The sequence below is a fragment of the Gemmobacter serpentinus genome (assembly GCF_008973825.1).
Classification (GTDB): Bacteria; Pseudomonadota; Alphaproteobacteria; order Rhodobacterales; family Rhodobacteraceae; genus Gemmobacter; species Gemmobacter serpentinus.
In genome coordinates this window covers 1-25,798 of sequence record NZ_WCHR01000004.1, presented here as the reverse complement: position 1 = coordinate 25,798, position 25,798 = coordinate 1, and the positions used below count along the sequence as shown (strand labels likewise).

Here is a 25,798-nt window from a genome sequence, read left to right as displayed (position 1 = left end):
TGCCCTCTGCCTGTGGCAACGACAAGACAGGGACATCGCGCCGCATATTTGGGCGCAATACCGGATATGCACAAATATTGAGCACAATGCGAGGCATTTGCCGCCGCATTGTCATGCGCTGCACCATGGCCTAGGAAAGAGCGAAGGAGAGCCGCATGACCACAGCCGCCATCATCGTTGCCGCAGGGCGTGGCACCCGCGCAGGCGGAGAAATCCCCAAGCAATGGCAGATGCTGGCCGGCCAGCCGGTTCTGGGGCATACATTGCGGGCATTTCAGGGTTATTTCCGTGTGCTGGTGATCCATCCAGATGATCGCGCCCGCGCGCAGGGCCTGCCCGCTGATCTTGTCGTGAATGGCGGCGCAGACCGGGCGCAATCGGTGCGCAACGCGCTGGAGGCGCTGCAAGGGCGCGCTGTGACCCGCGTGTTGATCCATGATGGTGCGCGCCCGCTGGTCTCTGGCCTCCAGATCGCGCGTATTCAGGCCGCGCTTGATGCGGGGCCTGCTGCGGCCCCCGCCCTTGCCGTGACGGATGCGCTGTGGCGCGGAGAGAATGGCGCGGTCAGCGGCACCCAATCGCGGGACGGCCTGTTCCGCGCACAGACGCCGCAGGGCTTTCACTATGATCCGATCCTGGCCGCGCATCGCGCCCATCCCGGCGGGGCCGCCGATGATGTGGAAGTGGCGCGCGCCGCAGGTCTGCCCGTCACCATCGTGGCGGGTGAGGAAAGCAATCTGAAACTTACCTTCCCCGAGGATTTCGCCCGGGCGGAGGCCATCTTGAAAGGGCGCGGCATGGATATCCGGCTGGGCAATGGCTTTGACGTTCACGCCTTCACCGAAGGCGATCATGTCTGGCTTTGCGGCGTGAAGGTGCCGCATGACAAGGCGCTGCTCGGCCATTCCGATGCCGATGTCGGGATGCACGCGCTGACCGATGCGATCTATGGCGCGCTGGCCATGGGCGATATCGGGCGGCATTTCCCGCCCTCCGATCCGCAATGGAAAGGTGCTGCCAGCCATATCTTTCTGGAACACGCGATCAACCTTGCTACCGAGATGGGCTATGCGCTGACAAATTGTGACGTGACGCTGATCTGCGAGCGGCCCAAGGTGGGGCCATATGCCACAGCGATGCAGGCGCGGCTTGCCGACATCATGGGGGTGGAGGCGTCGCGTGTTTCGGTCAAGGCCACCACATCCGAACGCCTGGGCTTTACCGGCCGCGAGGAAGGTATTGCCGCCATCGCCACCGCCACGTTGTTGCAACGATAAGGACAGACCATGACCGCGCTTGTCGCCACTTTCTTCGGCATCGGAAACCTGCGTCCCGCGCCGGGCACCTGGGGATCGGTTGCCGCCGTCGTGCTGGCGGTTGCCGCCTATGAGGCCGGGCTTGCCCTTCTGGTTCCGGTCGCGGCGGTGCTGGCCACAGTCGCAGGCTTCTGGGCCGTGCCGCGCTATCTGGCCACCAGCACCAGCAGCGATCCATCCGAGGTGGTGATTGACGAGGTGGCGGGTCAGTGGCTGGCGCTGTCTTTCACCTTCATTCCGCTCTGGTCGCATAATGTCGAGGCACTGACCTTCGGTGCCTGGCCGGGCTGGGCCGTGCCCTTCCTGCTGTTCCGGCTGTTCGACATCTGGAAGCCCTGGATCATCGGCCGCGCGGATCGGCGCGGCGATGCGGCAGGGGTCATGCTGGATGATCTTTGGGCGGGGCTTTTTGCCGGGATCGGCTCGGTCATTCTGGCGGCCGTCTATCACATCTGGCTGAAACCGATGATCGGCTGATGCCCATGCTTGCAGAACAGATCCTTGAGAAAGCCCGCGCCCACGGCCTCATGATCGCCACCGCCGAAAGCTGCACCGGCGGCATGATCGTCGCGGCGCTGACCGATATTGCCGGGTCGTCGGCGGTGGTGGATCGCGGCTTCATCACCTATTCCAATGCCGCCAAGCGCGAGATGCTGGGCGTGCAGGCAACCACACTGGATGAATTTGGCGCGGTGTCGGAACAGGTTGCCCGCGAAATGGCCGAAGGTGCCTTGGCGCATTCCGGTGCAACGCTTGCGGTCTCGGTCACCGGCATCGCAGGCCCGGGCGGATCAGAGCACAAGCCCGAGGGGCGCGTCTGCTTCGGCCTTGCGCGCGCAGGCCACCCCACGCGGGTTGAAACGGTGGAATTTGGCGCGCTGGGCCGGGCCGGCGTGCGCGCGGCCACCCGCGATCACGCGCTGGGGTTACTTCTCACCGCGCTCACCGATCCTGCCATCATGTGACAACAGGATCGCCACCGGCCGCGTGGCGGGCCAGGCACCAAGCGCCGCCAGAATGCTGACCGTCATCGGCACTGCCAGCACTGCGCCGGGCAGGCCCCAGAGCGCGAACCAGACCGCAAGCGAGATCAGCACCATCAACGGGCTGAGATTGATCCGCCGCCCCATCACGCGCGGCTCGACCAGCGATCCAAGGATGAACTGCATCAGCGCCAGCATGGCCCCGGTCAGAACGGCGTGGCGCAGATCGCCGGTCTGCACCAATGCCATCAGCGAAGGGGCCCCCACTCCAAGCACGGTGCCAAGATAGGGTGTATAGCCAAGGATCGCGATGAAGATCGCCCAGAACCCGGCAAATTCCACCCCCATCCATCTTAGGCCCAGCCAGGACATCACGCCGAGCGCCAGATTGATAAGGGTCCGCACCGCCAGAAATCCCCCGATGCGGCGGTTGATCTCGGTGCCAAGGGCCATCAGGCGGCTGGCGCGATCCCCCTCGGGGAAGGCCAGCTGCAGCTTCCTTTGCAGCCCACCATATTCCAGCAGCAGAAAGGTGGTATAAAGGGCCGTCAGCACCAGCAAGCCGCCAAAGCTGCCTGCGTCAGCCAAGGCTTGCCGCGCCAACCCTTCCAGATCGATATCGGTGGTCACCACGCGTTTCAGGCCGCCAGGCAGATGCGCCTCCAGCCCGAAACGCTGATCCAGCCCCGTGACCAGCGTGTCGATATTGGCGCTGTATTGCGGCAGGTCGTGGCGCAGCTTTTCCACGGTATTTCGCAGCGTGGTCACCGCCAGCACCAGCACCAGCGCAAAGACCGCGAGGACCGCGACATGGCGCGCCAGGGCCGGCAGGCGGCGCAGCACCGGCACCCGGCCCATCCAGTCCACCAGCGCCCAAAGAATGAAGGCCACGATCAGCGCGAAGGCCAGCGGGATCAGGATGTCGCGCGCCAGAACCAGTGCCAGAACGGTCAGCGCAACCAGCCCCGCCGCTGCAAAGGCGGTGATGACGGCAGGGGCATCCCCTCGGGGTGATTCATCCATGATTTTCAGCCATGATCTTCAGGCCCATCATCTCTGGCGACCCCACCTGTTCAGACCCCGGTTCAGGCGCTGTGGCCCGGCCCGTAAAGCGTGACCGCGCGCGCTTCAAACGCTTTCACGATCCGCATCATGGCCTCGTTGAATACCAATCCGATAATGCCCTGCAGAATGGCATTGCGGAACTCGAAATCCACAAAGAACTCCACCTCGCAGCCCGCGCCCGGCTCCAGATCCCGAAAGGACCAGGTGCTTTTCAGGTATTTGAACGGTCCGTCCAGATATTCGGTATCGATCTTCTGTGCGGCCGGAAACAGCGTGACCCGGCTGCCGAAACGCTCGCGGAATACCTTGAAGCTGATCACCAGATCGGCCTCCATCACCTCGCTGCCCTCCACCGGGCCGGGCTTGCGCGACCGGATGCGCGCGGCCGCTGTCCAGGGCAGGAATTTCGGATAGGCGGCGACATCGGCAACAAGGTCATACATCTGTTGCGCGCTGTAAGGCAGGACGCGTTTCTCGTGGTGCGAGGGCATCGATCTTCCAAAGGTGACTTCCTCTCAGGTAATGTGTAAACCCGCGCCAGAAATCAAGGGGCCGCCATGACCGACAGACCTTATGTGATTGATACTTTCATCTCGGCCAAAGCCATCGCCGCACGGGTCGAGGCGCTCGGTGCCGAGATCACCGCCCATTACAAGGGCAGCGACCGGCTGGTCGTGGTCGGCCTTTTGCGCGGGTCGTTCATGTTCGTGGCAGACCTGATGCGCGAGATCGACCTGCCGGTCGAGGTCGATTTTCTGGAGGCCTCCAGCTATGGTAATGCGCTGCACAGTTCCAAGGAGGTGCGGATCCTGAAGGATCTGCGCGGCGAGATCGCCGGGCGCGATGTGCTGGTGGTCGAGGATATCGTGGATAGCGGTTTCACCCTGACCCATGTGAAGCGTCTGCTGGAAAGCCGCAGCCCCAAGCGGCTTGAGGTCTGCGCCCTGCTCGACAAACCGTCACGCCGCGAGATCGAGGTGAAGGCAACTTGGACCGGCTTCACCATCCCCGATGAGTTCGTGGTGGGCTATGGGCTGGATTATGCGCAGCGCCACCGCAACCTGCCCTTCATCGGCAAGGTGCGCTTCCCTGAGTGACGCGCGTGCCCAAGCGGCGCTTCCTCAAAAGGATGCTTTCAGGCATGACGGATCGCGGAAGGCTTGCGGCATGATCTTGCCCGATCTGCTGGCATCCGGCCTAAAGGACGCGAAGCTGCGTGCGGTGTTTTGCGGCACGGCGGCGGGCACGGCCTCGGCCCGGCGCGGCCATTACTATGCCGGGCCGGGCAACCGTTTCTGGCCGATGCTGGCTGCCTGCGGGTTGACGCCACGCCTGATGCGTCCGGAGGAAGATCACCTGCTGCCGGGTATGGGGTTCGGGCTGACCGATCTGGCAAAGACCGCCTTTGGCCAGGATTCTGAAATCCCGAAATCGGCCTGGGATGCGCCGGGGTTGATGGCGCGGATCAACGCGGCCAAACCCGATGCCTTGGCCTTTACCAGCCTGACCGCAGCCCGGCTGGCGCTTGGCCAGCCCGACCTGCGCGCAGGGCGGCTTCCTCCCGACGTCCGACTGGCGGGGATCGACCTTTGGGCGCTGCCCTCGCCCTCGGGCGCGGCGCGGGGCAGTTTCGACGCAAGCATCTGGCAGGATTTCGCTGCCAGTCTGCAGGGTTAATCCTCCCCGATCACGCAATCGCGATGACGCGGGCACAGGTTCCGGGTTAGGCTAGGCACCAGCCAGGAGGTGCCCAGATGCGCTTGATCCCCAGCCTTGTCGCCCTCGCCGCCCTCGGCGGGGCCGCCGCATGGTTTCTGACCGCCCCGACCCGCCTGCCCGCCTCCGCCACCGCCGGCTTGGCCGGCGATGCGACAGCGGGTGAACAGGTCTTCTGGGCTGCAGGCTGTGCCTCTTGCCATATGGCCCCGGGTGCCAGCGGCGCGGAGGAGCTGGTTCTGGCCGGGGGACAAAGCTTCCCCTCCGATTTCGGCACCTTCATCGCACCGAATATCTCGCCCTCCAGCGCCGGGATCGGTGGTTGGTCGCTGGAAGATTTCGCCAATGCGGTGATGCGCGGCGTGTCGCCCGAAGGGCAGCATTACTATCCCGCCTTCCCCTATACGGCCTATGCCAAGATGGATCTGCAGGATCTGGCCGATCTGAAGGCCTTCATGGACGGATTGCCGCAAAGCGATGCCGCAAGCCAACCGCATCAGGTGGGTTTCCCCTTCAACATCCGGCGCAGCCTTGGCGGCTGGAAACTCCTGTTCTTCACCGATGACTGGGCGATCCCCGATCCGCTGACTGATGTGCAGGCACGCGGGCGCTATATCGCCGAGGCTTTGGCGCATTGCGGTGAATGCCACACGCCGCGCAATGCGCTTGGCGGGATGGAGGTGTCGCGCTGGCTGGCAGGCGCGCCCAATCCGTCGGGTCAGGGCACGATCCCGAACATCACCCCCGCGAAACTGGAATGGAGCGAGGGAGAAATCGTGGAATATCTGACCACCGGCTTCACGCCCGAGTTTGACAGCGTGGGTGGCCATATGGCCCATGTGGTGGAAAACATGGCGCGCCTGCCCGAGATCGATCGGCAGGCGGTCGCGGCCTATCTGAAAAAGGTGCCCGCGGCGGAGTAACCGAGACTCTGCGCGTGCTTGGGGGCGGGCTTGTTTGGAGGCCTGGGCTGGCGAGGGCTTTGGCGCAAGGGTCGGAATGGCCGTCTCGGTCTTGATTAACCGCGCCTTAACCTGAGTCGGGCAGGCTTGCGGCCATGATGACAGAGGCCCCCACACTTTCGCAGCAATCCTACCGCATGGCGAGCCTTGCGGCCCCGGCACAGATCTTGCCTGAGCAAGCCGAGCGATGGCTGACACAGATCTTTTCCGCAAGGGCCGCGCAAGGCGGCGTGGTGCGCCGGGCGGTCGCTTGGGTGGATCGCGAGATCGGCCGCGCCCGCTTCATCCATGAGGTGGGCGCGCGCAACTATCACCTGATCTGCACCGGCAAGCAGTTCATCGTGGTCTGCCATAACGGGCCGGTGCAGGTGCTGTTCTGAACTTTGGGCGAGACACGGATTTTCGACGAAAATCCGCAGCAAGGCGGGGCCAACAAAAAAGCGATCCTTCGTCGAAGGATCGCCCATTGCCTGTTGCCGAAGATCGTCTCAGGCGTGGCCGAGCTTTTGCAGGCGCGCATCGCGCAGCCGTGCGAAATCCTCGCCCGCGTGATAGCTTGACCGGGTCAGCGGCGTCGCCGAGACCATCAGGAAGCCCTTGCCCCAGGCGGCTTTCTCATAGGCCGCAAATTCCTCGGGCGTGACAAAACGATCAACCCGGTGATGCTTGGAGGTCGGTTGCAGATATTGGCCGATGGTCAGGAAATCGATATCGGCGGCGCGCATGTCATCCATCACCTGCCGCACGCCCTGCCCGTCTTCGCCGAGCCCGACCATGATTCCCGATTTGGTGAAAATGCTCGGGTCCAATTCCTTCACGCGCTGCAAAAGGCGCAGGCTGTGGAAATAGCGCGCACCGGGGCGCACCGTCGGGTAAAGGCCCGGCACGGTTTCCAGATTGTGGTTGAACACATCCGGCCGCGCCTCGACCACCACCTCCAGCGCGCGATTGTCGCATTTCAGGAAGTCGGGCGTCAGGATCTCGATCGTGGTATTGGGCGCGCGGTGGCGGATGGCGCGGATGGTCTGCGCAAAGTGATCGGCCCCGCCATCTTCCAGATCATCTCGGTCGACGGAGGTGATCACCACATGGTTCAGACCCAGTTTCTGCACCGCATGGGCCACCCGGCCCGGCTCGAATGCATCCAGCGACGACGGCTTGCCGGTCGCCACATTGCAGAATGTGCAGCCACGGGTGCAGATCTCGCCCATGATCATCATGGTGGCGTGGCCCTGGCTCCAGCATTCGCCGACATTGGGGCAGCCTGCCTCTTCGCAGACCGTCACCAACTTGTGTTCTTTCAGCAGATCGCGGGTATCCTTGTAACCCTGCGAGGTCGGGGCCTTGACACGGATCCAGGACGGCTTCTTCGGCTGCTCCTGATCGGGCCGATGTGCCTTTTCCGGGTGCCGCTGATCGGGAAGCTTGAGATCGCGCATAGGAATTTCCCCCTGACGGACGCCTGTCCCATGACATAGGCCTTTTGCAAGGGTCTGGCAACTGCGGCAAATACGGTGCCCGGGCAATGGTTGAGAATTGAACCATTTCCGGTTGCGCCCCGACCATAGCGACAACCGGCCGCCAGATCCGGTCAGGGATTTTAAAGGTAGAACAGGAGTAATCATGCCGAAGAAACTTATTGCCGAGGCGCTTGGAACCGCGATCCTCGTGCTTTTCGGCTGTGGTGCCGCCGTCTTGGCCGGCAGCATGATCGGCCAGACCGGCATTGCGCTGGCCTTTGGTCTGGCCATCGTGGCCGCGGCCTACGGGATCGGCGCGATTTCGGGGGCGCATCTCAATCCGGCGGTGTCGCTGGGTATGGTGACCGCAGGCCGCATGACGGTTGGAGAGTTCATCTATTATGCCGCAGCCCAGATCGTCGGTGCCATCATCGGCGCGGCGATTTTGCTGATGATCGCCAGCGGCAAGGCCGATTATACGGTGGCGGGCACTGGCCTTGGCCAGAACGGCTTTGGTGCGGGCTATCTGGGCGAATACAGCCTTGGCGCGGCGCTGGTGTTCGAATGCGTGGCAACCTTCCTTTTCGTCACCGTGATCCTGGGCGCAACCGGGCCCGGAGCCACGGCGGGCTTTGCAGGCCTGGCCATCGGTCTGACGCTGGCCGCGATCCATCTGCTGGGCATTCAGGTTACCGGCGTGTCGGTGAACCCCGCGCGCTCCATCGGCCCGGCGCTGTTTGTCGGTGGCAAGGCCCTGGCCGATCTCTGGGTCTTCATCCTGGCCCCGCTGGCCGGTGGGGCATTGGCCGGGCTGGTCTATGGCCTGGGCTTCACCCGCGCCGATAACTAAGCCCACTGGATATGCAAATACATGCCCCGCCGGATCGCTCCGGCGGGGCAACTTTATCGCGCAGGGCGTCGTCCGATCCGGCCGGAAGCTGTTTGGGGCACGGTGTCTTCGCCCCCGGTTTCAGCCGATCAGCGGCCCGGACCGGCCATAGGTCTGATCGTAATGCATCCGCAACCGCAACAGGGCGATGCGCAACACGATCTTGCCCGAGCGCGCCGCCCATCCCATGCGCCGCTCTGCCCCTTCGATGCCGGAAAGCTGGCAACATACCCGAAGCGCGACATCGGCCAGATCCGGGCCCAGATCGCGCAGCGCCGCAATAACCCTTTCGCGTGCAAGACCGGGTTTGCCGAGATCCCCCGCCACCGGACTGCCCAGCAGATTGACCACGGAATGCCCGGCGCGTTCCGCCTCGCGCACCACCGCATCCCAATCCCAGACATGACGGGGCGCGAGCTGCGACAATTCGAAATCCTCGCGCAGCCGCTCTGCCGCCTGCACCAGCGCATGGTCCAGAAAAACCCGCCCCTCCTTGTCGCGCCGCCGGGCCAGAACAGCGACCGGGCTTTCCGCCAGCATCACCCGCGCCCGGCGCAACCGCTCATCGGCCTCGGACAGCGCGGCCTCCGTCTCTGCTGCCGGCTGAAAACGCGTCTGCGCCTCGGCCATACCCATATCGCCGTGATGGCCGTGGCGGCGCCGGTCCTCGGCCTCGACCAGACGACGCAGCGCCTGCCGCCCGGCCGAGGACAGTTCATAGGTGCTCAGCCGTCCCTGCTGCTTACGGATGGTGATCCATTCCTTCAGCGCAAAAGCCTGCGCCACCGCCCGCTCAAGGACCGCGGTCTGCACCATCCGTCCATCCGTGGTTTTCCGCAGAACGGCTGCCTTCTCCATTTCCGGGGCGACGGCCAGCACCGCGCCGGGTTCGGCGAGACGGCGCAACACGCGCCGCCCCTCGCGGGCGATGCCCGCCTCATCCAGATGTCCGGGATCGATGCGCAGCGGCGCGGTCATGTCGGGGGCCTCCTTGCCGGTGACAGCGGCGATGGGACCTTTTTCGGCATGGCGTGTCAGCGCGGCCAGCGCCTCATCCACCAGCGGATCATCCCGCCGCGCCTCGTAGCGGCGCACCTGCCGCATCACGGTCGAGGCGGCTACCCCCTCGCGTTGTGCCAGTTTCCGCAGGGAAAGCCCTTCTCCGGTGTGATCCAGATACAGCCGCACGGCATCCGGTAGCCAGTTGGGCAAGGTGATATCCGCGCTGAGTTCAGGTTCCATCGCCTTCCTTCTGCACCCCCATGGCAGAGTGTCCGATGCGGGCTGACCGACTTGGACAAATCCAACCGTGGGAGGCTATTGGTTACCCGATGGTTAACAAATCGCGTCCCCATCGGCGCAGATCCGATAATTGTTTCCAAATGCTAAACAATCACTGTGAGGGCGCGCGGTATTTTCGGGCGAGATGCAACGGCAGGTTGTGACGTGCCATGGTCTTTCCACCGAAAAGGGGAGAGAGACCGATGACCGATTTTCGCACCTCGCTTGCCACCCTGCGCCGCCCGGCGCTTTTGCTGCGCGCCGCGCGTTTCGGCCTGGCCGATTACCGGCGCGACCGCGATCTGAAACGCCTGTTGCGCCAGGACGCAAATGGCGGGCCCGAAAGGATCCTGCCCCGCCTGATCGCGACCGAAGAAGAACTGGAACAGACCCGCCGCGCCGGCGACGCCCGCTATTCCCTGAGCCAGCATATCGAGGTGCTGATCGCCTTGATTGCCGAAATGACACTGGTCAATCCGTCGCAGCAAAGCCGGGTCTGATCTGTCGGGGCGTGCCTTTGCACGCCCTGTCGCCCAATGCCTTGGCGCGGCAGCGCCACGCGCCCGCCTCTGGCTGTGCCGCCATGCGATTCAACCCTGCGATTCAGCCTTGCGATTCAGGCCCGCCAAAGCTATGGCGCAGCCATGACACATCCGCATCAACGCCTGCTCATCATCGACTTCGGCTCTCAGGTCACGCAGCTGATCGCGCGCCGCCTGCGCGAGTTGAATGTCTATTGCGAAATCCATCCGTTCAACCGCGTGGATCAAGCCTTTCTGACAGAATTCGCGCCGCAGGCGGTGATCCTGTCGGGCGGGCCCGCCAGCGTCTATGCCGAAGGCGCGCCAATGCCGCCCGCAGGCGTCTTTGACCTTGGCGTGCCGATCCTCGGCATCTGCTATGGCCAACAGGTGATGATGCATTGCCTGGGGGGCAAGGTCGAGGGCGGTCATGGCACCGCCGAATTTGGCCGCGCCTTCGTGACCCCCGCAGGTGGCGATCTGCCGCTGCTGGAGGGTTGGTTCCAGGCTGGCAATGAACAGGTCTGGATGAGCCATGGCGACCATGTGTCGAAACTGGCCGCGGGCTTTGAGGTCTATGGCACCTCGCCCAATGCGCCTTTCGCCATCACCGCCGATCAAGCCCGCCGGTTCTTTGCCGTGCAGTTCCACCCGGAGGTGCATCACACCCCCAAGGGCGCGAAGCTCTACGAGAATTTCGTGCGCCTTGCAGGCTTCACCGGCGACTGGACCATGGCAGGCTACCGCGAACAGGCGATTGCCGCGATCCGCGAACAGGTCGGCGACAAGCAGGTCATCTGTGCGCTGTCGGGCGGCGTTGACAGCTCGGTCACCGCGATCCTGATCCATGAGGCGATCGGGCCGCAGCTGACCTGCGTCTTTGTCGATCATGGTCTGCTGCGCAAGAACGAGGCCGAGCAGGTCGTCGCGATGTTCCGCGACAATTACAACCTGAACCTGATCCATGCCAATGAAAGCGATCTGTTCCTTGGCGCACTGGAAGGGGTCTCGGATCCCGAAATCAAGCGCAAGACCATCGGGCGGCTGTTCATCGATGTGTTCCAGAAATACGCCAATGAGATCGAAGGCGCGGAATTCCTGGCCCAAGGCACGCTTTACCCGGATGTGATCGAAAGCGTCTCGTTCAGTGGCGGGCCTTCGGTGACCATCAAGTCGCACCACAATGTCGGCGGTCTGCCGGAAAAGATGGGGCTGAAACTGGTGGAGCCGCTGCGCGAGCTGTTCAAGGACGAGGTCCGCGCTTTGGGGCGCGAACTTGGCCTGCCCGCAAGTTTCATCGGGCGTCACCCCTTCCCCGGCCCCGGCCTTGCCATCCGCTGCCCCGGCGAGATCACCCGCGAAAAGCTGGCGATCCTGCAGGAAGCCGATGCCGTCTATATCGACCAGATCCGCAAGCACGGGCTTTATGACGAGATCTGGCAGGCCTTCGCCGCCATCCTGCCGATGAAGACGGTGGGGGTGATGGGCGACGGGCGCACCTATGATTACGCGGTGGCGCTGCGCGCTGTCACCAGCGTGGATGGCATGACCGCCGATGTCTATCCGTTCAGCCATGAATTCATGGGCGAGACCATGACCCGCATCATCAATGAGGTGAAGGGTGTGAACCGGGTGTTCTACGACCTGACCTCGAAGCCGCCGGGCACGATCGAACTGGAATGACCCCTTTTTCGACGGAAAATCGCAACCCCGAATTTTCGTCGAAAATTCGCCGCCCTGTCGAGGAACGGCCATGATCCGCCTGCGCGGCCAGATGATCTGCATGAATGCCGAGGACCGCCAGGCGGTCCTTGCGCATATGCAGAACCATATCGCCCTGACCCGGGCGGAACCCGGCTGCCTGTCCTTTGAGATCAGTGAAACCGAAGACGCCTTCGCCTTCGAGGTGATGGAGGCATTTCGCGACCGCGCGGCCTTTGATGCCCATCAGGCCCGCACCCGCGACTCGGTCTGGTTTCAGGCAACGCGCGGCATCCTGCGCGATTTCCGCATTGAAGAGGTTGGCGATTGACCGTCTTTGCCCCCGGCCTGTTCGACGGCAAGGTGTTTCTGGTCACCGGCGCATCCGGCGGCGTCGGATCGGCGGTGGCGCGGCTGCTGGCGCAACTGGGTGCCCGGCTTGCGCTCAGCGATCTGGACGCAGCCGCCCTTGGCCGGGTGGCACAAGAGCTGGATGCGCTGCCCTTGCCCGGTGATCTGCGCCAGGTCGAGACCTGCCGCGCGCTGATTGCACAAACCCTTGCCACCTATGGCTGCCTGGACGGGGTGGTGAATTGCGCCGGCGTCTGGGTCGAGGGCGACAGTTCCGATGCGCGCGAACCCGACTGGGATCTGTGCCTTGATGTCAATCTGAAGGCACCGTTCTTCCTGATCTCGGCCGCGATCCCGGCGCTGACTGTCACGCAAGGCGCTGTGGTCAATATCGCCTCCGATGCCGGTGTAGTTGGCAATGCGGGCGCCGCGATCTATTGCGCCTCCAAGGGCGGGCTGGTCACGATGAGCAAGGCGCTCGCCGTGGAACTGGCCCCCAGGGGCGTGCGGGTCAATGCGCTCTGCCCCTCCGACATCCTGTCGCCGATGCTGCATGGGCAGGCCGCGCGCTTTGGTGGCGATGATCCACAGGGTTACCTGGCACGGCTTCTGGCGCATTACCCGCAGGGCAAAGCTGCGCGTTTCATCACCGTGGAGGAGGTCGCCCAACAGGTGGCCTTCCTGCTTTCGCCTGCGGCCGCCACGGTGACGGGTGCTGCCGTGATGATGGATTTCGGCGTCACCGCAGGGTATTGACCGGCGGCAGCCGCGCGGCGGGTCGCCACAATACGCGCCGCAAGGGAGAACGCGATGCAGGAACAACGCCCGTTTCTGGCCGCCATCTGGATGAGCGGCTCGATCCTGTCCTTCACCGCCATGGCAGTCGCCGGGCGCGCGGTTGCGGGCACCCATGACACATTCGAGATCATGTTCTGGCGCTCTGTCACCGGATTTGTGCTGGTCGTTGTGGTGGCGGCTGCCATGGGGCGTCTGGGGCAGGTGCAGACCGCCCGCCTGCCCCAACACCTGCTGCGCAATATCATCCATTTCTCGGGCCAGAACCTGTGGTTCTGGGCGCTGACCGCCATCCCCTTGGCGCAGGTCTTCGCGCTGGAATTCACCTCGCCGATCTGGGTGATCCTGCTGTCGCCGCTCTTGCTGGGCGAACGTCTGACCGGGGTAAAGGTGTTGGCCGCTGCCATGGGTTTTGCCGGGGCGATGATCGTGGCCCGCCCCGATATGCAGCATCTGGAGCCGGGTGTTCTGGCTGCTGCCGCCTCGGCCATCTGCTTTGCCGGATCGATCATCATGACCAAGCGCCTGACGCGGGCAGAATCGCTGGTGTCGATCCTGTTCTGGCTGACGCTGATGCAGGCTGGGCTTGGCCTGATCGCCAGCGGCTGGGACGGCCAGATTGCGCTGCCGACTGCCGCCACCCTGCCCTGGCTGGTGCTGATCGGTGCCGCCGGTGTCATTGCGCATCTTTGCCTGACCATGGCGCTCAGCCTTGCGCCGGCCTCGGTCGTGGTGCCGATCGATTTTGCCCGCCTGCCGATCATCGCGCTTGTCGCAATGGCGCTTTATGGTGAGCGGCTGGACCTTGCGGTGCTGATCGGCGGCGCGATCATTTTCGCCGCAAACTGGATCAATATCCGCGCACAGACCCGTCCGGCATAACCGCTGATCCGCTCTGCCTTGAATTTGACGCAACGTGACCTCACGATCCGGTGACGTGGCGTTATTGATTGACCGTTCGACCGACCCCGCACATGCTTTTTTCAGTCGGCGGAGGAGGATACGTCCGGCGGATAGGGGAGAGACATGAAACAGTTCACCGCATTGTGCGGCGTTCTGGCGGGCCTTGTCGCGGGCTCTGCCAACGCTGGCGGCATCGACCGATCGGGGCAATCGATTGGCATCCTGTTCGAAAAGGGCAATTACGTCGAGCTGAGCTTCGGCCAGATCAACCCGAGCGTCTCGGGCAATGATCTGGCGATCTATGGTGGCAGCCCGACAGGCAGCGTGGCGGGCAAGCACAACCTGCCAAGCCTCGCCGTGAAATACGACTTCAACGACAAACTTTCGGGTGCGCTGATCTACGATCAGGCCTATGGGGCCGATATCAGCTATCCGACCGGGCTTGGCAGTTCGTTCATGCTGGGCGGCACCGAGGCGAAGGTGAACAGTCAGGGCCTGACCGCGCTGCTGCGCTACAAGTTCTCCGAACAATTCTCGGTCCATGGCGGCTTGCGCGCCTCCAAGGCCTCGGGGCGCGTGGCATTGCAGGGCCGCGCCTATGGTCCGGCCTTCGATCCCGCCGATCCCGCGACCTACCAATCGGTCAATGGCTATCAGGTGGATCTGGCCCCCGACTGGGGCACCGGCTATGTGATCGGTGCGGCCTTTGAAAAGCCAGAAATCGCGCTGCGTGTGGCGCTGACCTATTTCTCGAAAGTGTCGCACAAGTTTGACTCGGTCGAGACCCTGCCGGGCGGTGCCGCGGCCGTGGCAGGCGTGGCCACCGTCAATGCCATCACCGAAACCGATACGCCTCAGGCGGTGAACATCGATTTCCAGACCGGCGTCGCCAAGGATACGCTGGTCTTCGGCACCATCCGCTGGGTCGACTGGAGCGAGTTCGAGGTGGCACCGGGCACCTTCTACGGCCCGCGCCTTGGCAGTCTGGCAGAACTGGAGGACAGCACGACCTACACGCTCGGTGTCGGCCGCAAGTTCACCGATAACTGGTCCGGCTCGGTCTTCGTGACCTATGAGCCGGGCGGCGACAAGCTGGTCTCGCCGCTGGCGCCGACCAATGGCTATCGCGGCATTGGCTTTGCCGCCGTCTATACCCAGGACAATATGAAGGTGACTTTCGGCGCCCGCTATCTGGATCTGGGCAACGCCAATCCCGAAACCGGCACACCTGACGTCGCCCGGGCCGAGATGGCCGACAACCATGCCGTGGCCGTGGGTGTGAAGGTGGGCTTCTCCTTCTGATCCAGTTCCCGGATGCCACACAAAGGCCCCGGCCAATCAGGTGCGGGGCCTTTGCTTTTCTGCACCCGCGCGTTAGGAACGGCACAGGACAGTTCGAGGGCAGCCAGAATGATCTATGCTTCGGCCACGGAATGGCGGGCGGCATCGCACAAGCGGGTGCTGGTCTTCGGCATGTCCGGGCTTGGCAAGACATGGCTGGCCTCGACGCTGCGGGCTGCGGGCGGGTGGTTTCACTATTCCGTCGATTACCGCATCGGCACCCGCTATATGGGCGAGTTCATCTCGGACAATTTCAAGCGCGAGGCGATGAAAGTTCCGTTCCTACGGGAACTACTGCTGACTGACAGCGTCTTCATCACCTCGAACATCACCTTTGACAATCTGGCACCGCTGTCGACCTATCTCGGCAAGCCCGGTGACCCGGCCAAGGGTGGCGTGCCGTTTGACGAATATATGCGCCGCCAGGCGCAACACCGCGAGGCCGAGATCGCCTCGCTGCTGGATACGACGCGCTTCATCGACCGGGCGCAGGATATCTATGGCTATCCGCATTTTCTCTGTGACAGCGGCGGCTCGATCTGCGAGGTCGTCGACCCTTGGAACAAATCCGACCCGGTAATGCGCGAGCTGTCGCGCCATTCGCTGCTGGTCTGGATCAAGGGATCTGACGCCCATACCGAAGAACTGATCCGCCGCTTCGACCGCGCGCCGAAGCCGATGTATTACCAGCCGCATTTCCTTGAGCGAATGTGGGGCGAATATCGAATGCAAACGGGCACCGCCCCCCAGGACGTGGACCCCGACGCCTTTGTGCGCTGGACCTATGCCCGGGCCCTTGCCCATCGTCAGCCACGCTATGCCGCCATGGCGGAATGGGGTGTGACGGTCACCGCCGAAGAGGTTGCGCAGGTGCGCGACGCCGCCGGTTTCGATGACCTGATTGCCACAGCCATCGAGCGCCGCCCCTGACCTTTGGTCCGTCCTTTGGTCCGACGGCGTCTTGAACGGCCCCTTGCGTGATTTTACATCCTCCGCCGAACGGAGACTGAAATGCCCATTACCCTGCCCGAAACCCTGCCCGCCTTCGACGTGTTGCAACGCGAAGGGGTCATGGTCATGTCGCCCGAACGCGCCGCGCGTCAGGATATCCGCCCGCTGCGCTTTGCGCTGCTGAACCTGATGCCGAAAAAGATCCAGACCGAGAACCAGTTTGCCCGGCTGATCGGCGCGACACCCTTGCAGATCGACCTGCAACTGATCCGCATGAGCGAGCATCAGACCAAGAACACCGCCGCCGAACATATGGAAACCTTCTACCGCCCCTTTGAGGAGGTCGAGGCGAGCGGCGAGAAGTTTGACGGGTTGATCATCACCGGCGCCCCGATCGAGCATCTGCCCTTTGAGGAGGTGACCTATTGGGAAGAACTGACCCGGGTTTTTGCCTGGACGCAGACCCATGTCCATTCGACCTTCGGCGTCTGCTGGGGTGGCATGGCGATGATCAACCATTTCCATGGCGTGAAAAAGCATATTCTCGATCACAAGGCCTTCGGCTGCTACCTGCAGAACAATGTCGATCCGACCTCGCCCTATCTGCGTGGCTTCTCGGATGATTGCTTCATTCCGGTGTCGCGCTGGACCGAGATACGCGCGGATGAAATCAAGGCCGCGCCGGGTTTGAAGCTGCTGCTCGACAGCCCCGAAACCGGCCCCTGTCTGGTCGAGGATCCGGGGCATCGCGCCCTCTATATCTTCAACCACTTTGAATATGACAATGACACGCTGAAGCAGGAATATGACCGCGATGTTGCGAATGGCACGCCGATCAATGTGCCCTTGCATTACTATCCCGGCAATGATCCCACGCTTGCGCCGCGCAATCGCTGGCGCAGCCATGCCCATCTGCTTTATGGCAACTGGGTGAACGAGGTCTATCAGACCACACCGTTCCGGCTGGAAGATATCGGCAAATAGATCCGGTTGCGGGGGAAAGGCTCTCCCGCAATCCATCTGTCGCGCGGGCATTTTCCGCCGCTGCGGTGCCTTGCGAGGCGCGCCGGGCTAAGCCTAATGTGAAGCGTGATGTGCTTGCGCAAGGAGAGAGTGCGATGGACCTGCCATTCAATGGGGCAATCAGCCGTTACTTCAAGGAAGAGGCCCCCAAGGCGGTGCGCAAGGCCGTGGAATCCGCCGCCAAGGACGAGATCCTGTCGCGTGGCTCGCCCTATCGGCAAATGCTGGGCAAGAAGGATTACGAGGCGCAGATGGAGGCGCTTCAGGCACAGCTCGTGCGGCTGCAATCGGATGTGAAGGCCAGCGGCAAGCGGGTGATCGTGGTGTTCGAGGGGCGTGACGCCGCCGGCAAGGGTGGCACGATCAAGGCCCTGACCGAGAACCTCAATCCGCGCGGCGCACAGGTTGTGGCACTTTCCAAGCCATCTGACCGCGAAGCCACGCAATGGTATTTCCAGCGTTATATCGACTGGTTCCCCGCAGCCGGTGAAATGGTGATCTTTGACCGCAGCTGGTATAACCGGGGTGTCGTCGAACCCGTCTTCGGTTTCTGCACCGAAAACCAGAAAGAAGCCTTCTTCCGCCAATTGCCGGAATTCGAGGAAATGATCACCCGAGAGGGCATCACCTATCTGAAATTCTGGCTCGATGTCAGTCGCCCCGAGCAACTGCGCCGGATGCTGGAGCGCGAGAAGGATCCGCTGAAACAGTGGAAGCTGTCGCCCATCGATGTCGAGGGGCTGACCAAATGGGAACCCTATTGCGAGGCCATCGCGGAAACGCTGGAGCGCAGCCATAGCGGTCATGCGCCCTGGACGGTGGTGCGATCCGATGACAAGCGGCGGGCACGGATCGCGGTGATCCAGACCATCCTGCACGCGCTGGAATTCAAGGGCAAGGATACCAGATCCATCGGCAAGCCCGATCCTGCGATCTGCGGCGGGCCGGAATTGTGGTCCGACGCCGAGAATGACTAAACGCGGCTATCATCACGGCAATCTGCGGCAGGCGCTGGTCGAGGCTGCGCTTGACCTGATCGCGGAAAAGGGCCCGCAGGGTTTTACGCTGTCGGAGGCGGCAAAGGCCGCAGAGGTGACACCTGCCGCCGTCTATCGCCATTTCGCGGGCCGCGATGATCTGCTGGCCGAGGTGGCGCGGCAGGGCTATGAGATCTTTGCCTCGCTGATGGATTACGCCTTTGACAATGGCCGCCCCTCGGCGCTTGCCGCGTTTGAGGCGACTGGCCGCGCCTATCTGGCCTTTGCCCGCAAATATCCCGGCCATTACATGGCGATGTTTGAAAGCGGTCTCAGCCCGCAAAGCTGGCCGGACCTCGCGCCGGTTGCGGCGCGGGCGCGCGCCGTGCTGGAACGCGCGGCCGACGGGCTGTCACAACATCTGCCCGCCACCCGCCGCCCGCCGGGCAGCATGGTGTCGTCGCATATCTGGGCGATGAGCCATGGCGTGGTGGAGCTGTATATGCGCGGCAACGGGGTCCAGAGCCCCTTCCCGCCCGAAGATCTGCTGGAAAGCGGCATCGGGATTTACCTACGCGGTCTGGGGTTGCTGCCACCCGATCAGTAGATGTTCGATTGTCACCGGCATATGGTGAGTTATCCACAGCGACATCGAATAAAATGTTCGATACATGCAATCGCAGGTCATGAAAAAGCCGCCGCAGATCCTGCGGCGGCCTGGGTTTCCTGGCCGCTTGTCAGCGGAACAGCACGACCGCACCCGGGCTCCAACCCAAACGGGCCTTGGCACCGCGATCCAGCACCGGGCGGCCCGGCACGTTGCGCATCGACAGGCGCATCGGCGACGAGGCCCCGTCCAGCTTCACGTCATAATAGGTCATGTCGCCATAATAGACGACTTCCTCGACGGTGCCGAGCACTTCACGGTCGGTGGCGGCCTGACCTTCAAACAGGATGGTCAGCGTCTCGGGCCGCAGGCCGATGGTCGCGCCCTCGGCCGAGGGGCTGCCCATCACCTGATCGGGCGACAGGCTCATCCGGCCAAAGCCCGCAGCCTCGACCTCGACGGTCGCACCGCTGTCGGACAGGATCTGCGCCGGCAGGAAGTTCATCGTGCCAATGAAATCCGCGACCTTGCGGCTGGCCGGACGACGATAAAGCGTCTCCGGATCGGCCAGTTGCGCAATCTGGCCTTCAAACATCACCGCGATGCGGTCCGACATGACCAGTGCCTCTTCCTGGTCATGGGTGACCAGGATGAAGGTGATGCCGACCTGACGCTGCAGCTTGATCAGTTCGACCTGCATCTGCTCGCGCATCTTCTTGTCGAGCGCCGAAAGCGGCTCGTCCAGCAGCAGCACCTTGGGCTTGAGGATCAGCGCCCGCGCCAGTGCGACGCGTTGCCGCTGCCCGCCCGACAGGGCATGGGCCGCGCGCTTGCCATAGCCTTTCAGGCCGACCATCTCCAACGCCTCGGCCACGGCCATGGCCTTTTCTTCCTTGCTGCGCGGATCGCGGCGCAGACCGAAGCCCACATTTTCCTCGACCGTCAGATGCGGGAAAATGGCGTAGCTCTGGAACACCATATTTGTGGGGCGCACGTTGGCCGGAACATTGGCCATGTTCTTGCCATCGATCATCACCGCGCCGGACGAGATATCCTCGAAGCCTGCAATGGTGCGCAAGAGCGTGGTCTTGCCACAGCCCGACGGCCCGAGCAGCGAGAAGAACTCACCCGCCCGGATCGTCGCGTTGATGCCGCGCAGCGCATGGTAATCGCCATAATACTTATGGACGTCCCGGAACTCGATCATATTGGATTTTTCAGTGGTCACAGGAAGCCCCCGGTATCTTTGCCGCCGGTTTTCGCGATGCCGCGACGGCGGAAATATTCAGCGATGGTAAGCAGGCAGACCGAGATACAGACCAGCACGAAGCCGAGCGCCATGACGGCGGGCACCTTGGCCGGGAAGCGGAACTGCCCGAAGATATAGACCGACAGCACCGATTGGTTGCCGCCAAGGAAATAGGCGATGATGAATTCATCAAGGCTGATGGTGAAACAGATCAGCAGCGACGAAATGATCCCCGGCATCACCAGCGGCAGGATGATCAGACGGAAGGTCGAGGCCGGGCTTTCGCCCAGATCATAGGCCGCCTCTTCCAAGGAGCGGTCCAGCGATTGGAAGGCCGAGGTCAGGATTGCCACCGCAAAGGGCGTGCAGATCAGCACATGGCCCAGAATGATGGTGAAGATCGACAGCGGCACACCGACCGCAATCAGCACCACCAAGAGCGACATCGAGATGATCATCTCCGGCAGCACCATCGGCAGCATGATCAGGCCAAGCACCCCACCCTTGCCCGGAAACTTGTAACGGGTCGAGGCGCGGGCGGCAAAGATGCCAAGCGCCGTCGCAATCACCGCCGAGGTGGTGGCGATGGTCAAGGAATTGCGGAAAGCCTTGAACAGCTGATTATCGGCCCACATTTCGGCGAACCAGTTGGTGGTGAAGCCCGCCAGCGGAAAGGCAATCACCCGGCTGTCATTGAAGGCAAAGACCGGCAAGAGCGCGATCGGGGCATAAAGGAAGATCAGATAGGCAATCGCATAGATCTTCAGCGAAGGGTTCTTGCTCATTTGCTTTGCCCCCGCAGGAAGCGCCGGTTCAGCAGGATGAACACAATCGACACCAGCGCCACGATCAACATGGCCGTCATCGCGATGGCCGAGCCAAGCGCCTTGTCATTCTGCTTCAGCATGATCGCCTCGATCCGGTTCGCGATCATCGGGAGTTTGCCGCCGCCGATCAGTTCCGGGGTGACATAATCGCCAATGGTCGGGATGAAGACGATCAGCACCGCCGCGATCACGCCGGGCATCGACAATGGCAGCGTCACGCGGATGAAGGTGCGGAATTTCGATTCACCCAGATCCTGCCCCGCTTCCAGGAAGGAACGGTCGATCTTTTCCAGGCTGACAAAGATCGGCAGGATCGCAAAGGCCGCATAGGCATGTGCCAAGGTCATGATCATCGACCCCAGCGAATAATTGATGATGGTCAGCGGCTCGTCGATGATGCCGATGCTCATCAAGCCGGAGTTGATGACCCCATTATAGCCAAGGATCACTTTCCACAGAAAGACGCGGATCAGATAGCTGGTCCAGAACGGGATGGTGATCAGGAACAGCCACATCGACTTTTTCTCGGGCTTCACATGGAAGCTCACGAAATAGGCGACGGGATAGGCCAGCAGCACGGTGACCAGCGTCACCATGGCAGAGACGGTCAGCGACCGGATCATCAGCGCCTGGTCGATGCGACCCGTCCAGACCTTGAGGTAATTGTCGAAGGTCAGACCGGAGCTGAGGCCCACCTTGCTGTCCACCATCAACGAATAAAGCACCATGGCAATCAGCGGCGCTGCCAAAAGCAGCACCGCGTAAATCGCCGGTGGTGAGACCATAAACAATCCATTGGCGGCTTCAGAATTTCTGAAGCGGCCCGGTGTGGACCCTGGTTCCATCATGCCCCCTGTCATTGCCCCGCCCCTTTGCGAAGCAGATCATTTTGCAAGAATTTTTGGCACAGCAGGCCCATTCTGAAAAGGGGCCAAAATGAAACGCCCCCGCATGGATCGGGGGCGAAACGGGAACGGGTTGTAACAACCGGCTGAATTTACGCGTAAAAAAATTTGATCATTTTTTAGGCGACTGCGCGATCGACCAGGATTGCGCGTTTCTTCAGCTCCTCCAGCAGCGCAGGAACGATCTTCAGGCGGGTTGCCGCGATACGCAACGCCTCGACGATGCGGCTTTCGGCAACCGGGGTCAGCACCTGCCAGACGATACGGCGGCCAACACCATCGTCATAAATGATCTGCGGCTTGCCAGAGGGGCCATGGCGCAAGGCCAAGACATCGCCGCCCCCATGCGGGGCGGAGAAAGAAAGGGCACGTCCCATTTTCGGGTCTCGTTAATTGTTACTGCTCTGACATCGCTTATGAATCCGCAGGGCATCTGCGGTCAAGCGGCTGCCTTGCACAAGGATGTGAGCCGCAAGAGCACCGGCGTCAAACCGCCATCATATCCGAGGGTGGACGGTTCAGCAGGCGGGCGATGGTCTCCACCGCGCCGTCAAAACGCTGCCGCGGGATGGCACCGGCCACCGCGATGCGCAGCGCATGGGGCGCACGACCATGGATCAGCGCATATTCATCGGCCTGACGCAACAGCACCCCCTCGCCCTCGGCCGCGCGGGTGAATGTCGATCCGCGCCACCCCATCGGCAACGGCACCCAGATGAACGGCAGCCCCGGCAGCCAGTTCACGTCAAAGCGGTGCAGCGCCCGCACCATATGATCGAGCCGCGCCGAAAACTCGGTCTGCACCTTGCGGCGGATCTCTTCGGCAGCCCCACTTTGCAACAGTTCCAGACACAGATCCGAGACCGGGCGCGAAAGCGCAAAGAAGCCGTGCTGCGCGGTCAGCCGTCCCGCCTCGCCCATGCCTTCCGGGCAGACGACATAGCCAAAACGCAAGGCCGCAGAAACCGATTTTGACAGCGATCCGATATACCAGCTGCGTTCGGGCGCAAGCGCCCGCATCGATGGCAGCGCCGAGGCCTCGGCCTCGCCCACTGAATAGCAGTCATCCTCCACCACCTGAAGGTCATAGCGACGCGCGATCTCCACGATCTGCGCCCGGCGCTCGGCCCCCATGCGGCAAGCGGTCGGGTTCTGCGCCTCGGGCGTCACGACCAGAACCTGCGCGCCATGGCGGCGACAGGCGGCCTCCAGCGCGTCGGGCACCATGCCTTCGCCGTCCAGCTCGATCCCCACCACCTCGGCGCGGGCCAGTCGTGCGGCGTGGCGAATGCCGGGATAGGCTAGATCTTCCGTCAAGATCACCGGACGGTCACCGCGCAGGCAGCACAGAAAGGTCAGCAAAAGCCCGTTCTGCCCGCCATGGGTCAGCGCGATATCATCGGCACCGTAATGGCCCAGATCGCGGTCACCCAACCATTTCACGATCGCCTTGCGCAGTGGCTCCTCGCCCCGCTGGGTGGGATAGTCATCCCAGGAATGGCCAACATCTTCGGAAATCCGGGTCATCGCCTGGGCAAAGATCGGTCCGCGCTCGACATCCGGCAATTGTGGTGAGCGCAGATCGACAAGCCAAGGCTCGCTGTCAAGATCGCGTTCCTGAAACATGGATTGTGTCGGTCCGAGTCGAGGGGATTGTGCGGCAACAAAGGTGCCACGCCCCACAGTGGCCGCCAGAAGCCCCTCTTGCGTCGCCAATTGGTAAGCCCGACTTACCGTTCCCGGGGTGACATGCAGGTCCCAGGCCAGATCACGCACAGTTGGCAATTGCGACCCAGGGGGCAGCTCTCCCGCACGGATCGAGTCGCGCAGGGCGCGCGTGAGGGCCAGATATTTCGGTCCGGGGAATTGTGCCAAGTCCGGCAGCCATCTTGTATCAGTCACAATATTCCTCTGGCGCTCTCTGGTGGGTATTTGTATCAATTAAATACGCAATAACGCGATTTGTATCAACACAAAAGGTGATGCCATGGCCCGGTCGCAGCTGACCGCCCCGACGTTCTCGTTCTCTCTGCCGCAACTGTCGCGCGCCCTGACCGGCTTTGCACAGACCGCGCAGATCTGGAGAACACGTTCCGCGGGTCGTCGCGCACTCAAGGGTCTCGATGCACATCTTATCGCCGATGTCGGCCTGACCCATCGTGAGATCAATCAGGAAGCGGCAAAACGCTTCTGGCAGGCATAAGCCACGCCTTCTGCGCATTCCTTGCCCTGCGGATTAAATGGGCGTACCCCTGAACTTGGCCGGGCTTTGCCCGGCCTTTTTTGGTTTTGAGCCAAGGCCTTGCGTAGCAACCCGCCGCTTTCGTCAACCATAGGTTCAAGCGCCCCAGGCCCAAAGAAAAAGGCCCGCGCAAAGCACGGGCCTTTTCCAAGAATGTAACCAGGAAGATCAGCGCTTCGAGAACTGGAAGCTGCGGCGGGCCTTGGCCTTACCGTATTTCTTACGTTCCACAACACGGCTGTCGCGGGTCAGGAAGCCTGCGGCTTTCAGCGCGCCGCGCAGCGACGGTTCATAAAGTTGCAGCGCCTTCGAGATGCCGTGCTTGACCGCACCGGCCTGACCCGAAAGACCACCACCGGCCACGGTCGCGTAAACGTCGAACTGGCCTTCGACATTGGCGATCTGGAACGGCTGGCGCAGAATCATCTGCAGCACCGGACGGGCGAAGTAAGCGGCCATTTCCTTGCCGTTCACCACAACCTTGCCCGAGCCGGGCTTGACCCAGACGCGGGCCACGGCGTCTTTACGCTTGCCGGTCGCATAGGAACGGCCAAGCGCATCACGCTTGGGCTCACGCGGGGCAGCAGCCACTTCGGCAGCAGCCGGGGACGCCGCGCCCGAGACGGCCGATTTCAGATCGTCGAGGGATTTGATGTCAGCCATGATCAGGCGCTCCGGGTGTTCTTGGGATTCAGCACCTTCACGTCGAGGACGGTCGGTTGCTGCGCTTCATGCGGATGCTCGGTGCCGGCATAGACGCGCAGATTGGTCATCTGCTTGGCACCCAGCGAGTTGCGGGTGATCATACGCTCAACGGCCTTGATCACGACGCGCTCGGGGTGATTGCCCTCGAGGATCTGGCGCGCGGTGCGCTGTTTGATCCCGCCCGGGTGGCCGGTATGCCAGTAATAGACCTTGTCGGTGCGCTTCTTGCCGGTCATCTGCACCTTGTCGGCGTTGATGATGATGACATTATCACCCATATCCATATGGGGGGTGAAGGTCGGCTTGTTCTTGCCGCGCAGGATATTGGCGACGATCGTGGCGAGGCGGCCCAGAACGACGCCCTCGGCGTCGATCAGGATCCACTTCTTCTCGATATCCGCCGGAGTAGCGGTAAAGGTTTTCATGTCAGACCCATGGAGTTGAAGGGGCAGGCACGCCCCTGAATCTCGGATAGGGGCTTTTCTCTTATTGCGATGCGCGGGTCAAGCATGACTCGTTCTATTTATATGTTAAAAATCAAATATTTACAAAATAGGTATAAAAATACCCCAAATCATCACGGGGCCAGGGGCGGTTTGTCGTATGATCGGTGCATATGCGACCTCCTTCTGCCCCGGTGCCAGAGGATATTCGAGAATAGGTGAATGTGACCGATCCATCCGCCCGCCCCCAGTCTTCATCTGTTCCCAAATATCCTCGGGGGTCCGGGGGCAGACAGCCCCCGGGGTCGGTCACCGGCGGGCGGTGCGACGGTTTGTTGCACCCGCGCGCCCCATCTGCGCACGAAATGTCGACCTGCGCCGGGTTGCCGCAATTGATTTCTTCGCCACCCGTCCCGCCCGAAACGCCGCAGGCCGGGGCTCTGCTGCAGAACCCCGGCCTGTCTGGTGATCGGGCCCGCCTTACAGGATGAAGAAGCCTTTGCTGAGGCTGGTGACATCGTCGAGCAGCACGGCGAAATCGGCCTTGCCGTCGCCGTTCACGTCGCCGGTCAGGATGGCGTCGCC

Annotated in this window: 31 protein-coding genes; 19 read left to right on the top strand and 12 right to left on the bottom strand. The window is 62.6% G+C overall.

What is annotated here, in order from left to right; all coding sequences use genetic code 11:
• Positions 1-155 precede the first annotated feature (155 nt).
• From GBJ34_RS01365 to GBJ34_RS01355, 3 genes are read left to right on the top strand one after another with little or no spacing between them, the layout of a single operon-like run.
• Positions 156-1,277: a bifunctional 2-C-methyl-D-erythritol 4-phosphate cytidylyltransferase/2-C-methyl-D-erythritol 2,4-cyclodiphosphate synthase gene (locus GBJ34_RS01365; RefSeq protein ID WP_151717460.1), complete on the top strand. Its 1,122-nt coding sequence runs from the start codon at positions 156-158 to the stop codon at positions 1,275-1,277.
• 9 nt (positions 1,278-1,286) lie between these two features.
• Positions 1,287-1,793 carry a phosphatidylglycerophosphatase A family protein gene (locus GBJ34_RS01360; protein WP_151717459.1) on the top strand — a complete coding sequence of 169 codons (507 nt, stop codon included), beginning with the start codon at positions 1,287-1,289 and terminating at the stop codon, positions 1,791-1,793.
• Between the two features lie 5 nt (positions 1,794-1,798).
• Entirely contained in the window at positions 1,799-2,281 is a 483-nt protein-coding gene (locus GBJ34_RS01355; protein ID WP_151717640.1) for a CinA family protein, read from the top strand.
• On the opposite strand, the gene GBJ34_RS01350 is transcribed toward GBJ34_RS01355, so the two are convergent.
• A complete protein-coding gene (locus tag GBJ34_RS01350; protein ID WP_151717458.1) occupies positions 2,243-3,322 on the bottom strand; it encodes an AI-2E family transporter in 1,080 nt (359 codons plus the stop codon). The two genes, GBJ34_RS01355 and GBJ34_RS01350, sit on opposite strands and share 39 nt — an antisense overlap.
• A gap of 62 nt (positions 3,323-3,384) precedes the next feature.
• Positions 3,385-3,855 (bottom strand): type II toxin-antitoxin system RatA family toxin, encoded by a 471-nt coding sequence (locus GBJ34_RS01345; RefSeq protein WP_151717457.1) that lies wholly within the window; start codon positions 3,853-3,855, stop codon positions 3,385-3,387.
• A gap of 66 nt (positions 3,856-3,921) precedes the next feature.
• On the opposite strand from GBJ34_RS01345, the gene hpt reads away from it, so the two are divergent.
• From hpt to GBJ34_RS01325, 4 genes are all read left to right on the top strand, one after another.
• Positions 3,922-4,461: a hypoxanthine phosphoribosyltransferase gene (gene hpt, locus GBJ34_RS01340; RefSeq protein ID WP_151717456.1), complete on the top strand. Its 540-nt coding sequence runs from the start codon at positions 3,922-3,924 to the stop codon at positions 4,459-4,461.
• Between the two features lie 70 nt (positions 4,462-4,531).
• Entirely contained in the window at positions 4,532-5,041 is a 510-nt protein-coding gene (locus GBJ34_RS01335) for a mismatch-specific DNA-glycosylase (protein WP_151717455.1), read from the top strand.
• Between the two features lie 77 nt (positions 5,042-5,118).
• Positions 5,119-6,003, top strand: a complete 885-nt coding sequence (locus GBJ34_RS01330; RefSeq protein ID WP_151717454.1) for a cytochrome c — start codon at positions 5,119-5,121, stop codon at positions 6,001-6,003.
• Between the two features lie 134 nt (positions 6,004-6,137).
• Positions 6,138-6,422, top strand: coding sequence for an N-(5'-phosphoribosyl)anthranilate isomerase (locus GBJ34_RS01325; RefSeq protein WP_226341005.1), 285 nt, complete (start codon positions 6,138-6,140; stop codon positions 6,420-6,422).
• Positions 6,423-6,530: 108 nt separating this feature from the next.
• On the opposite strand, the gene lipA is transcribed toward GBJ34_RS01325, so the two are convergent.
• A complete protein-coding gene (gene lipA, locus GBJ34_RS01320) occupies positions 6,531-7,481 on the bottom strand; it encodes a lipoyl synthase (protein ID WP_151717453.1) in 951 nt (316 codons plus the stop codon).
• A gap of 184 nt (positions 7,482-7,665) precedes the next feature.
• Here lipA and GBJ34_RS01315 point away from each other — a divergent pair, with 184 nt between their 5' ends.
• Positions 7,666-8,352, top strand: a complete 687-nt coding sequence (locus tag GBJ34_RS01315) for an aquaporin (protein ID WP_151717452.1) — start codon at positions 7,666-7,668, stop codon at positions 8,350-8,352.
• Positions 8,353-8,472: 120 nt separating this feature from the next.
• Here GBJ34_RS01315 and GBJ34_RS01310 read toward each other — a convergent pair whose 3' ends face one another.
• The gene (locus GBJ34_RS01310) at positions 8,473-9,633 is read right to left on the bottom strand and encodes a DUF6456 domain-containing protein (protein ID WP_151717451.1); all 1,161 of its coding nucleotides are present in this window, start codon (positions 9,631-9,633) and stop codon (positions 8,473-8,475) included.
• Positions 9,634-9,875: 242 nt separating this feature from the next.
• On the opposite strand from GBJ34_RS01310, the gene GBJ34_RS01305 reads away from it, so the two are divergent.
• The 10 genes from GBJ34_RS01305 (at position 9,876) to GBJ34_RS01260 (ending at position 18,842) form a co-directional block, all read left to right on the top strand.
• On the top strand, positions 9,876-10,172 hold the full coding sequence (locus GBJ34_RS01305; protein ID WP_151717450.1) for a DUF6477 family protein: 297 nt from the start codon (positions 9,876-9,878) through the stop codon (positions 10,170-10,172).
• Between the two features lie 144 nt (positions 10,173-10,316).
• Positions 10,317-11,876: a glutamine-hydrolyzing GMP synthase gene (gene guaA / locus GBJ34_RS01300; protein WP_151717449.1), complete on the top strand. Its 1,560-nt coding sequence runs from the start codon at positions 10,317-10,319 to the stop codon at positions 11,874-11,876.
• Between the two features lie 70 nt (positions 11,877-11,946).
• Positions 11,947-12,225: a putative quinol monooxygenase gene (locus GBJ34_RS01295; RefSeq protein ID WP_151717448.1), complete on the top strand. Its 279-nt coding sequence runs from the start codon at positions 11,947-11,949 to the stop codon at positions 12,223-12,225.
• Positions 12,222-13,001, top strand: a complete 780-nt coding sequence (locus GBJ34_RS01290) for an SDR family NAD(P)-dependent oxidoreductase (protein ID WP_151717447.1) — start codon at positions 12,222-12,224, stop codon at positions 12,999-13,001. Before GBJ34_RS01295 ends, GBJ34_RS01290 begins: the two co-directional genes overlap by 4 nt.
• 54 nt (positions 13,002-13,055) lie before the next feature.
• Positions 13,056-13,922: a DMT family transporter gene (locus tag GBJ34_RS01285; RefSeq protein WP_151717446.1), complete on the top strand. Its 867-nt coding sequence runs from the start codon at positions 13,056-13,058 to the stop codon at positions 13,920-13,922.
• A 144-nt stretch (positions 13,923-14,066) separates the two neighbouring features.
• Positions 14,067-15,245, top strand: a complete 1,179-nt coding sequence (locus GBJ34_RS01280; protein WP_151717445.1) for an OmpP1/FadL family transporter — start codon at positions 14,067-14,069, stop codon at positions 15,243-15,245.
• Between the two features lie 108 nt (positions 15,246-15,353).
• The gene (locus GBJ34_RS01275) at positions 15,354-16,214 is read left to right on the top strand and encodes an ATPase (RefSeq protein WP_151717444.1); all 861 of its coding nucleotides are present in this window, start codon (positions 15,354-15,356) and stop codon (positions 16,212-16,214) included.
• 81 nt (positions 16,215-16,295) lie between these two features.
• A complete protein-coding gene (locus tag GBJ34_RS01270; protein WP_151717443.1) occupies positions 16,296-17,219 on the top strand; it encodes a homoserine O-succinyltransferase in 924 nt (307 codons plus the stop codon).
• Positions 17,220-17,353: 134 nt separating this feature from the next.
• Entirely contained in the window at positions 17,354-18,235 is an 882-nt protein-coding gene (ppk2, locus tag GBJ34_RS01265; protein WP_151717442.1) for a polyphosphate kinase 2, read from the top strand.
• Positions 18,228-18,842: a TetR/AcrR family transcriptional regulator gene (locus GBJ34_RS01260; protein ID WP_151717441.1), complete on the top strand. Its 615-nt coding sequence runs from the start codon at positions 18,228-18,230 to the stop codon at positions 18,840-18,842. The genes ppk2 and GBJ34_RS01260 overlap by 8 nt, the downstream gene beginning before the upstream one ends.
• Positions 18,843-18,972: 130 nt before the next feature.
• Here the strand turns inward: GBJ34_RS01260 and GBJ34_RS01255 are convergent, their stop codons facing one another.
• The 5 genes from GBJ34_RS01255 to GBJ34_RS01235 all read right to left on the bottom strand — a co-directional run bounded on the left by GBJ34_RS01255 (position 18,973) and on the right by GBJ34_RS01235 (position 23,725).
• Positions 18,973-20,049 (bottom strand): ABC transporter ATP-binding protein, encoded by a 1,077-nt coding sequence (locus tag GBJ34_RS01255; RefSeq protein WP_151717638.1) that lies wholly within the window; start codon positions 20,047-20,049, stop codon positions 18,973-18,975.
• A gap of 17 nt (positions 20,050-20,066) precedes the next feature.
• Positions 20,067-20,876 carry an ABC transporter permease gene (locus GBJ34_RS01250; protein ID WP_151717440.1) on the bottom strand — a complete coding sequence of 270 codons (810 nt, stop codon included), beginning with the start codon at positions 20,874-20,876 and terminating at the stop codon, positions 20,067-20,069.
• Positions 20,873-21,763, bottom strand: coding sequence for an ABC transporter permease (locus GBJ34_RS01245; protein WP_151717637.1), 891 nt, complete (start codon positions 21,761-21,763; stop codon positions 20,873-20,875). The genes GBJ34_RS01250 and GBJ34_RS01245 overlap by 4 nt, the downstream gene beginning before the upstream one ends.
• A gap of 179 nt (positions 21,764-21,942) precedes the next feature.
• Entirely contained in the window at positions 21,943-22,200 is a 258-nt protein-coding gene (locus GBJ34_RS01240; RefSeq protein WP_151717439.1) for a hypothetical protein, read from the bottom strand.
• A 109-nt stretch (positions 22,201-22,309) separates the two neighbouring features.
• Positions 22,310-23,725 (bottom strand): aminotransferase-like domain-containing protein, encoded by a 1,416-nt coding sequence (locus tag GBJ34_RS01235; RefSeq protein WP_151717438.1) that lies wholly within the window; start codon positions 23,723-23,725, stop codon positions 22,310-22,312.
• 85 nt (positions 23,726-23,810) lie between these two features.
• On the opposite strand from GBJ34_RS01235, the gene GBJ34_RS01230 reads away from it, so the two are divergent.
• Positions 23,811-24,026 (top strand): DUF1127 domain-containing protein, encoded by a 216-nt coding sequence (locus GBJ34_RS01230; RefSeq protein WP_151717437.1) that lies wholly within the window; start codon positions 23,811-23,813, stop codon positions 24,024-24,026.
• 207 nt (positions 24,027-24,233) lie between these two features.
• On the opposite strand, the gene rpsI is transcribed toward GBJ34_RS01230, so the two are convergent.
• The 3 genes from rpsI to GBJ34_RS21170 all read right to left on the bottom strand — a co-directional run.
• Positions 24,234-24,728, bottom strand: a complete 495-nt coding sequence (gene rpsI / locus GBJ34_RS01225) for a 30S ribosomal protein S9 (protein ID WP_151717436.1) — start codon at positions 24,726-24,728, stop codon at positions 24,234-24,236.
• Between the two features lie 2 nt (positions 24,729-24,730).
• A complete protein-coding gene (gene rplM / locus GBJ34_RS01220; RefSeq protein WP_151717435.1) occupies positions 24,731-25,195 on the bottom strand; it encodes a 50S ribosomal protein L13 in 465 nt (154 codons plus the stop codon).
• A 498-nt stretch (positions 25,196-25,693) separates the two neighbouring features.
• The coding region (locus GBJ34_RS21170; RefSeq protein WP_404811388.1) for a hypothetical protein at positions 25,694-25,798 on the bottom strand (105 nt) is incomplete at its 5' end.

Bases quoted from the DNA above. Each gene is read 5' to 3' on its own strand.
- GBJ34_RS01250 (WP_151717440.1), bottom strand. From the start codon at position 20,876: ATGAGCAAGAACCCTTCGCTGAAGATCTATGCGATTGCCTATCTGATC.
- GBJ34_RS01285 (WP_151717446.1), top strand. From the start codon at position 13,056: ATGCAGGAACAACGCCCGTTTCTGGCCGCCATCTGGATGAGCGGCTCG.
- GBJ34_RS01310 (WP_151717451.1), bottom strand. From the start codon at position 9,633: ATGGAACCTGAACTCAGCGCGGATATCACCTTGCCCAACTGGCTACCG.
- guaA (WP_151717449.1), top strand. From the start codon at position 10,317: ATGACACATCCGCATCAACGCCTGCTCATCATCGACTTCGGCTCTCAG.
- GBJ34_RS01345 (WP_151717457.1), bottom strand. From the start codon at position 3,855: ATGCCCTCGCACCACGAGAAACGCGTCCTGCCTTACAGCGCGCAACAG.
- GBJ34_RS01365 (WP_151717460.1), top strand. From the start codon at position 156: ATGACCACAGCCGCCATCATCGTTGCCGCAGGGCGTGGCACCCGCGCA.
- GBJ34_RS01330 (WP_151717454.1), top strand. From the start codon at position 5,119: ATGCGCTTGATCCCCAGCCTTGTCGCCCTCGCCGCCCTCGGCGGGGCC.
- GBJ34_RS01305 (WP_151717450.1), top strand. From the start codon at position 9,876: ATGACCGATTTTCGCACCTCGCTTGCCACCCTGCGCCGCCCGGCGCTT.
- GBJ34_RS01245 (WP_151717637.1), bottom strand. From the start codon at position 21,763: ATGGAACCAGGGTCCACACCGGGCCGCTTCAGAAATTCTGAAGCCGCC.
- GBJ34_RS01240 (WP_151717439.1), bottom strand. From the start codon at position 22,200: ATGGGACGTGCCCTTTCTTTCTCCGCCCCGCATGGGGGCGGCGATGTC.
- hpt (WP_151717456.1), top strand. From the start codon at position 3,922: ATGACCGACAGACCTTATGTGATTGATACTTTCATCTCGGCCAAAGCC.
- GBJ34_RS01275 (WP_151717444.1), top strand. From the start codon at position 15,354: ATGATCTATGCTTCGGCCACGGAATGGCGGGCGGCATCGCACAAGCGG.
- GBJ34_RS01325 (WP_226341005.1), top strand. From the start codon at position 6,138: ATGATGACAGAGGCCCCCACACTTTCGCAGCAATCCTACCGCATGGCG.
- GBJ34_RS01260 (WP_151717441.1), top strand. From the start codon at position 18,228: ATGACTAAACGCGGCTATCATCACGGCAATCTGCGGCAGGCGCTGGTC.
- GBJ34_RS01315 (WP_151717452.1), top strand. From the start codon at position 7,666: ATGCCGAAGAAACTTATTGCCGAGGCGCTTGGAACCGCGATCCTCGTG.
- GBJ34_RS01230 (WP_151717437.1), top strand. From the start codon at position 23,811: ATGGCCCGGTCGCAGCTGACCGCCCCGACGTTCTCGTTCTCTCTGCCG.
- rplM (WP_151717435.1), bottom strand. From the start codon at position 25,195: ATGAAAACCTTTACCGCTACTCCGGCGGATATCGAGAAGAAGTGGATC.
- GBJ34_RS01280 (WP_151717445.1), top strand. From the start codon at position 14,067: ATGAAACAGTTCACCGCATTGTGCGGCGTTCTGGCGGGCCTTGTCGCG.
- GBJ34_RS01295 (WP_151717448.1), top strand. From the start codon at position 11,947: ATGATCCGCCTGCGCGGCCAGATGATCTGCATGAATGCCGAGGACCGC.
- GBJ34_RS01255 (WP_151717638.1), bottom strand. From the start codon at position 20,049: ATGATCGAGTTCCGGGACGTCCATAAGTATTATGGCGATTACCATGCG.
- rpsI (WP_151717436.1), bottom strand. From the start codon at position 24,728: ATGGCTGACATCAAATCCCTCGACGATCTGAAATCGGCCGTCTCGGGC.
- GBJ34_RS01360 (WP_151717459.1), top strand. From the start codon at position 1,287: ATGACCGCGCTTGTCGCCACTTTCTTCGGCATCGGAAACCTGCGTCCC.
- GBJ34_RS01355 (WP_151717640.1), top strand. From the start codon at position 1,799: ATGCTTGCAGAACAGATCCTTGAGAAAGCCCGCGCCCACGGCCTCATG.
- ppk2 (WP_151717442.1), top strand. From the start codon at position 17,354: ATGGACCTGCCATTCAATGGGGCAATCAGCCGTTACTTCAAGGAAGAG.
- lipA (WP_151717453.1), bottom strand. From the start codon at position 7,481: ATGCGCGATCTCAAGCTTCCCGATCAGCGGCACCCGGAAAAGGCACAT.
- GBJ34_RS01350 (WP_151717458.1), bottom strand. From the start codon at position 3,322: ATGGATGAATCACCCCGAGGGGATGCCCCTGCCGTCATCACCGCCTTT.
- GBJ34_RS01270 (WP_151717443.1), top strand. From the start codon at position 16,296: ATGCCCATTACCCTGCCCGAAACCCTGCCCGCCTTCGACGTGTTGCAA.
- GBJ34_RS01335 (WP_151717455.1), top strand. From the start codon at position 4,532: ATGATCTTGCCCGATCTGCTGGCATCCGGCCTAAAGGACGCGAAGCTG.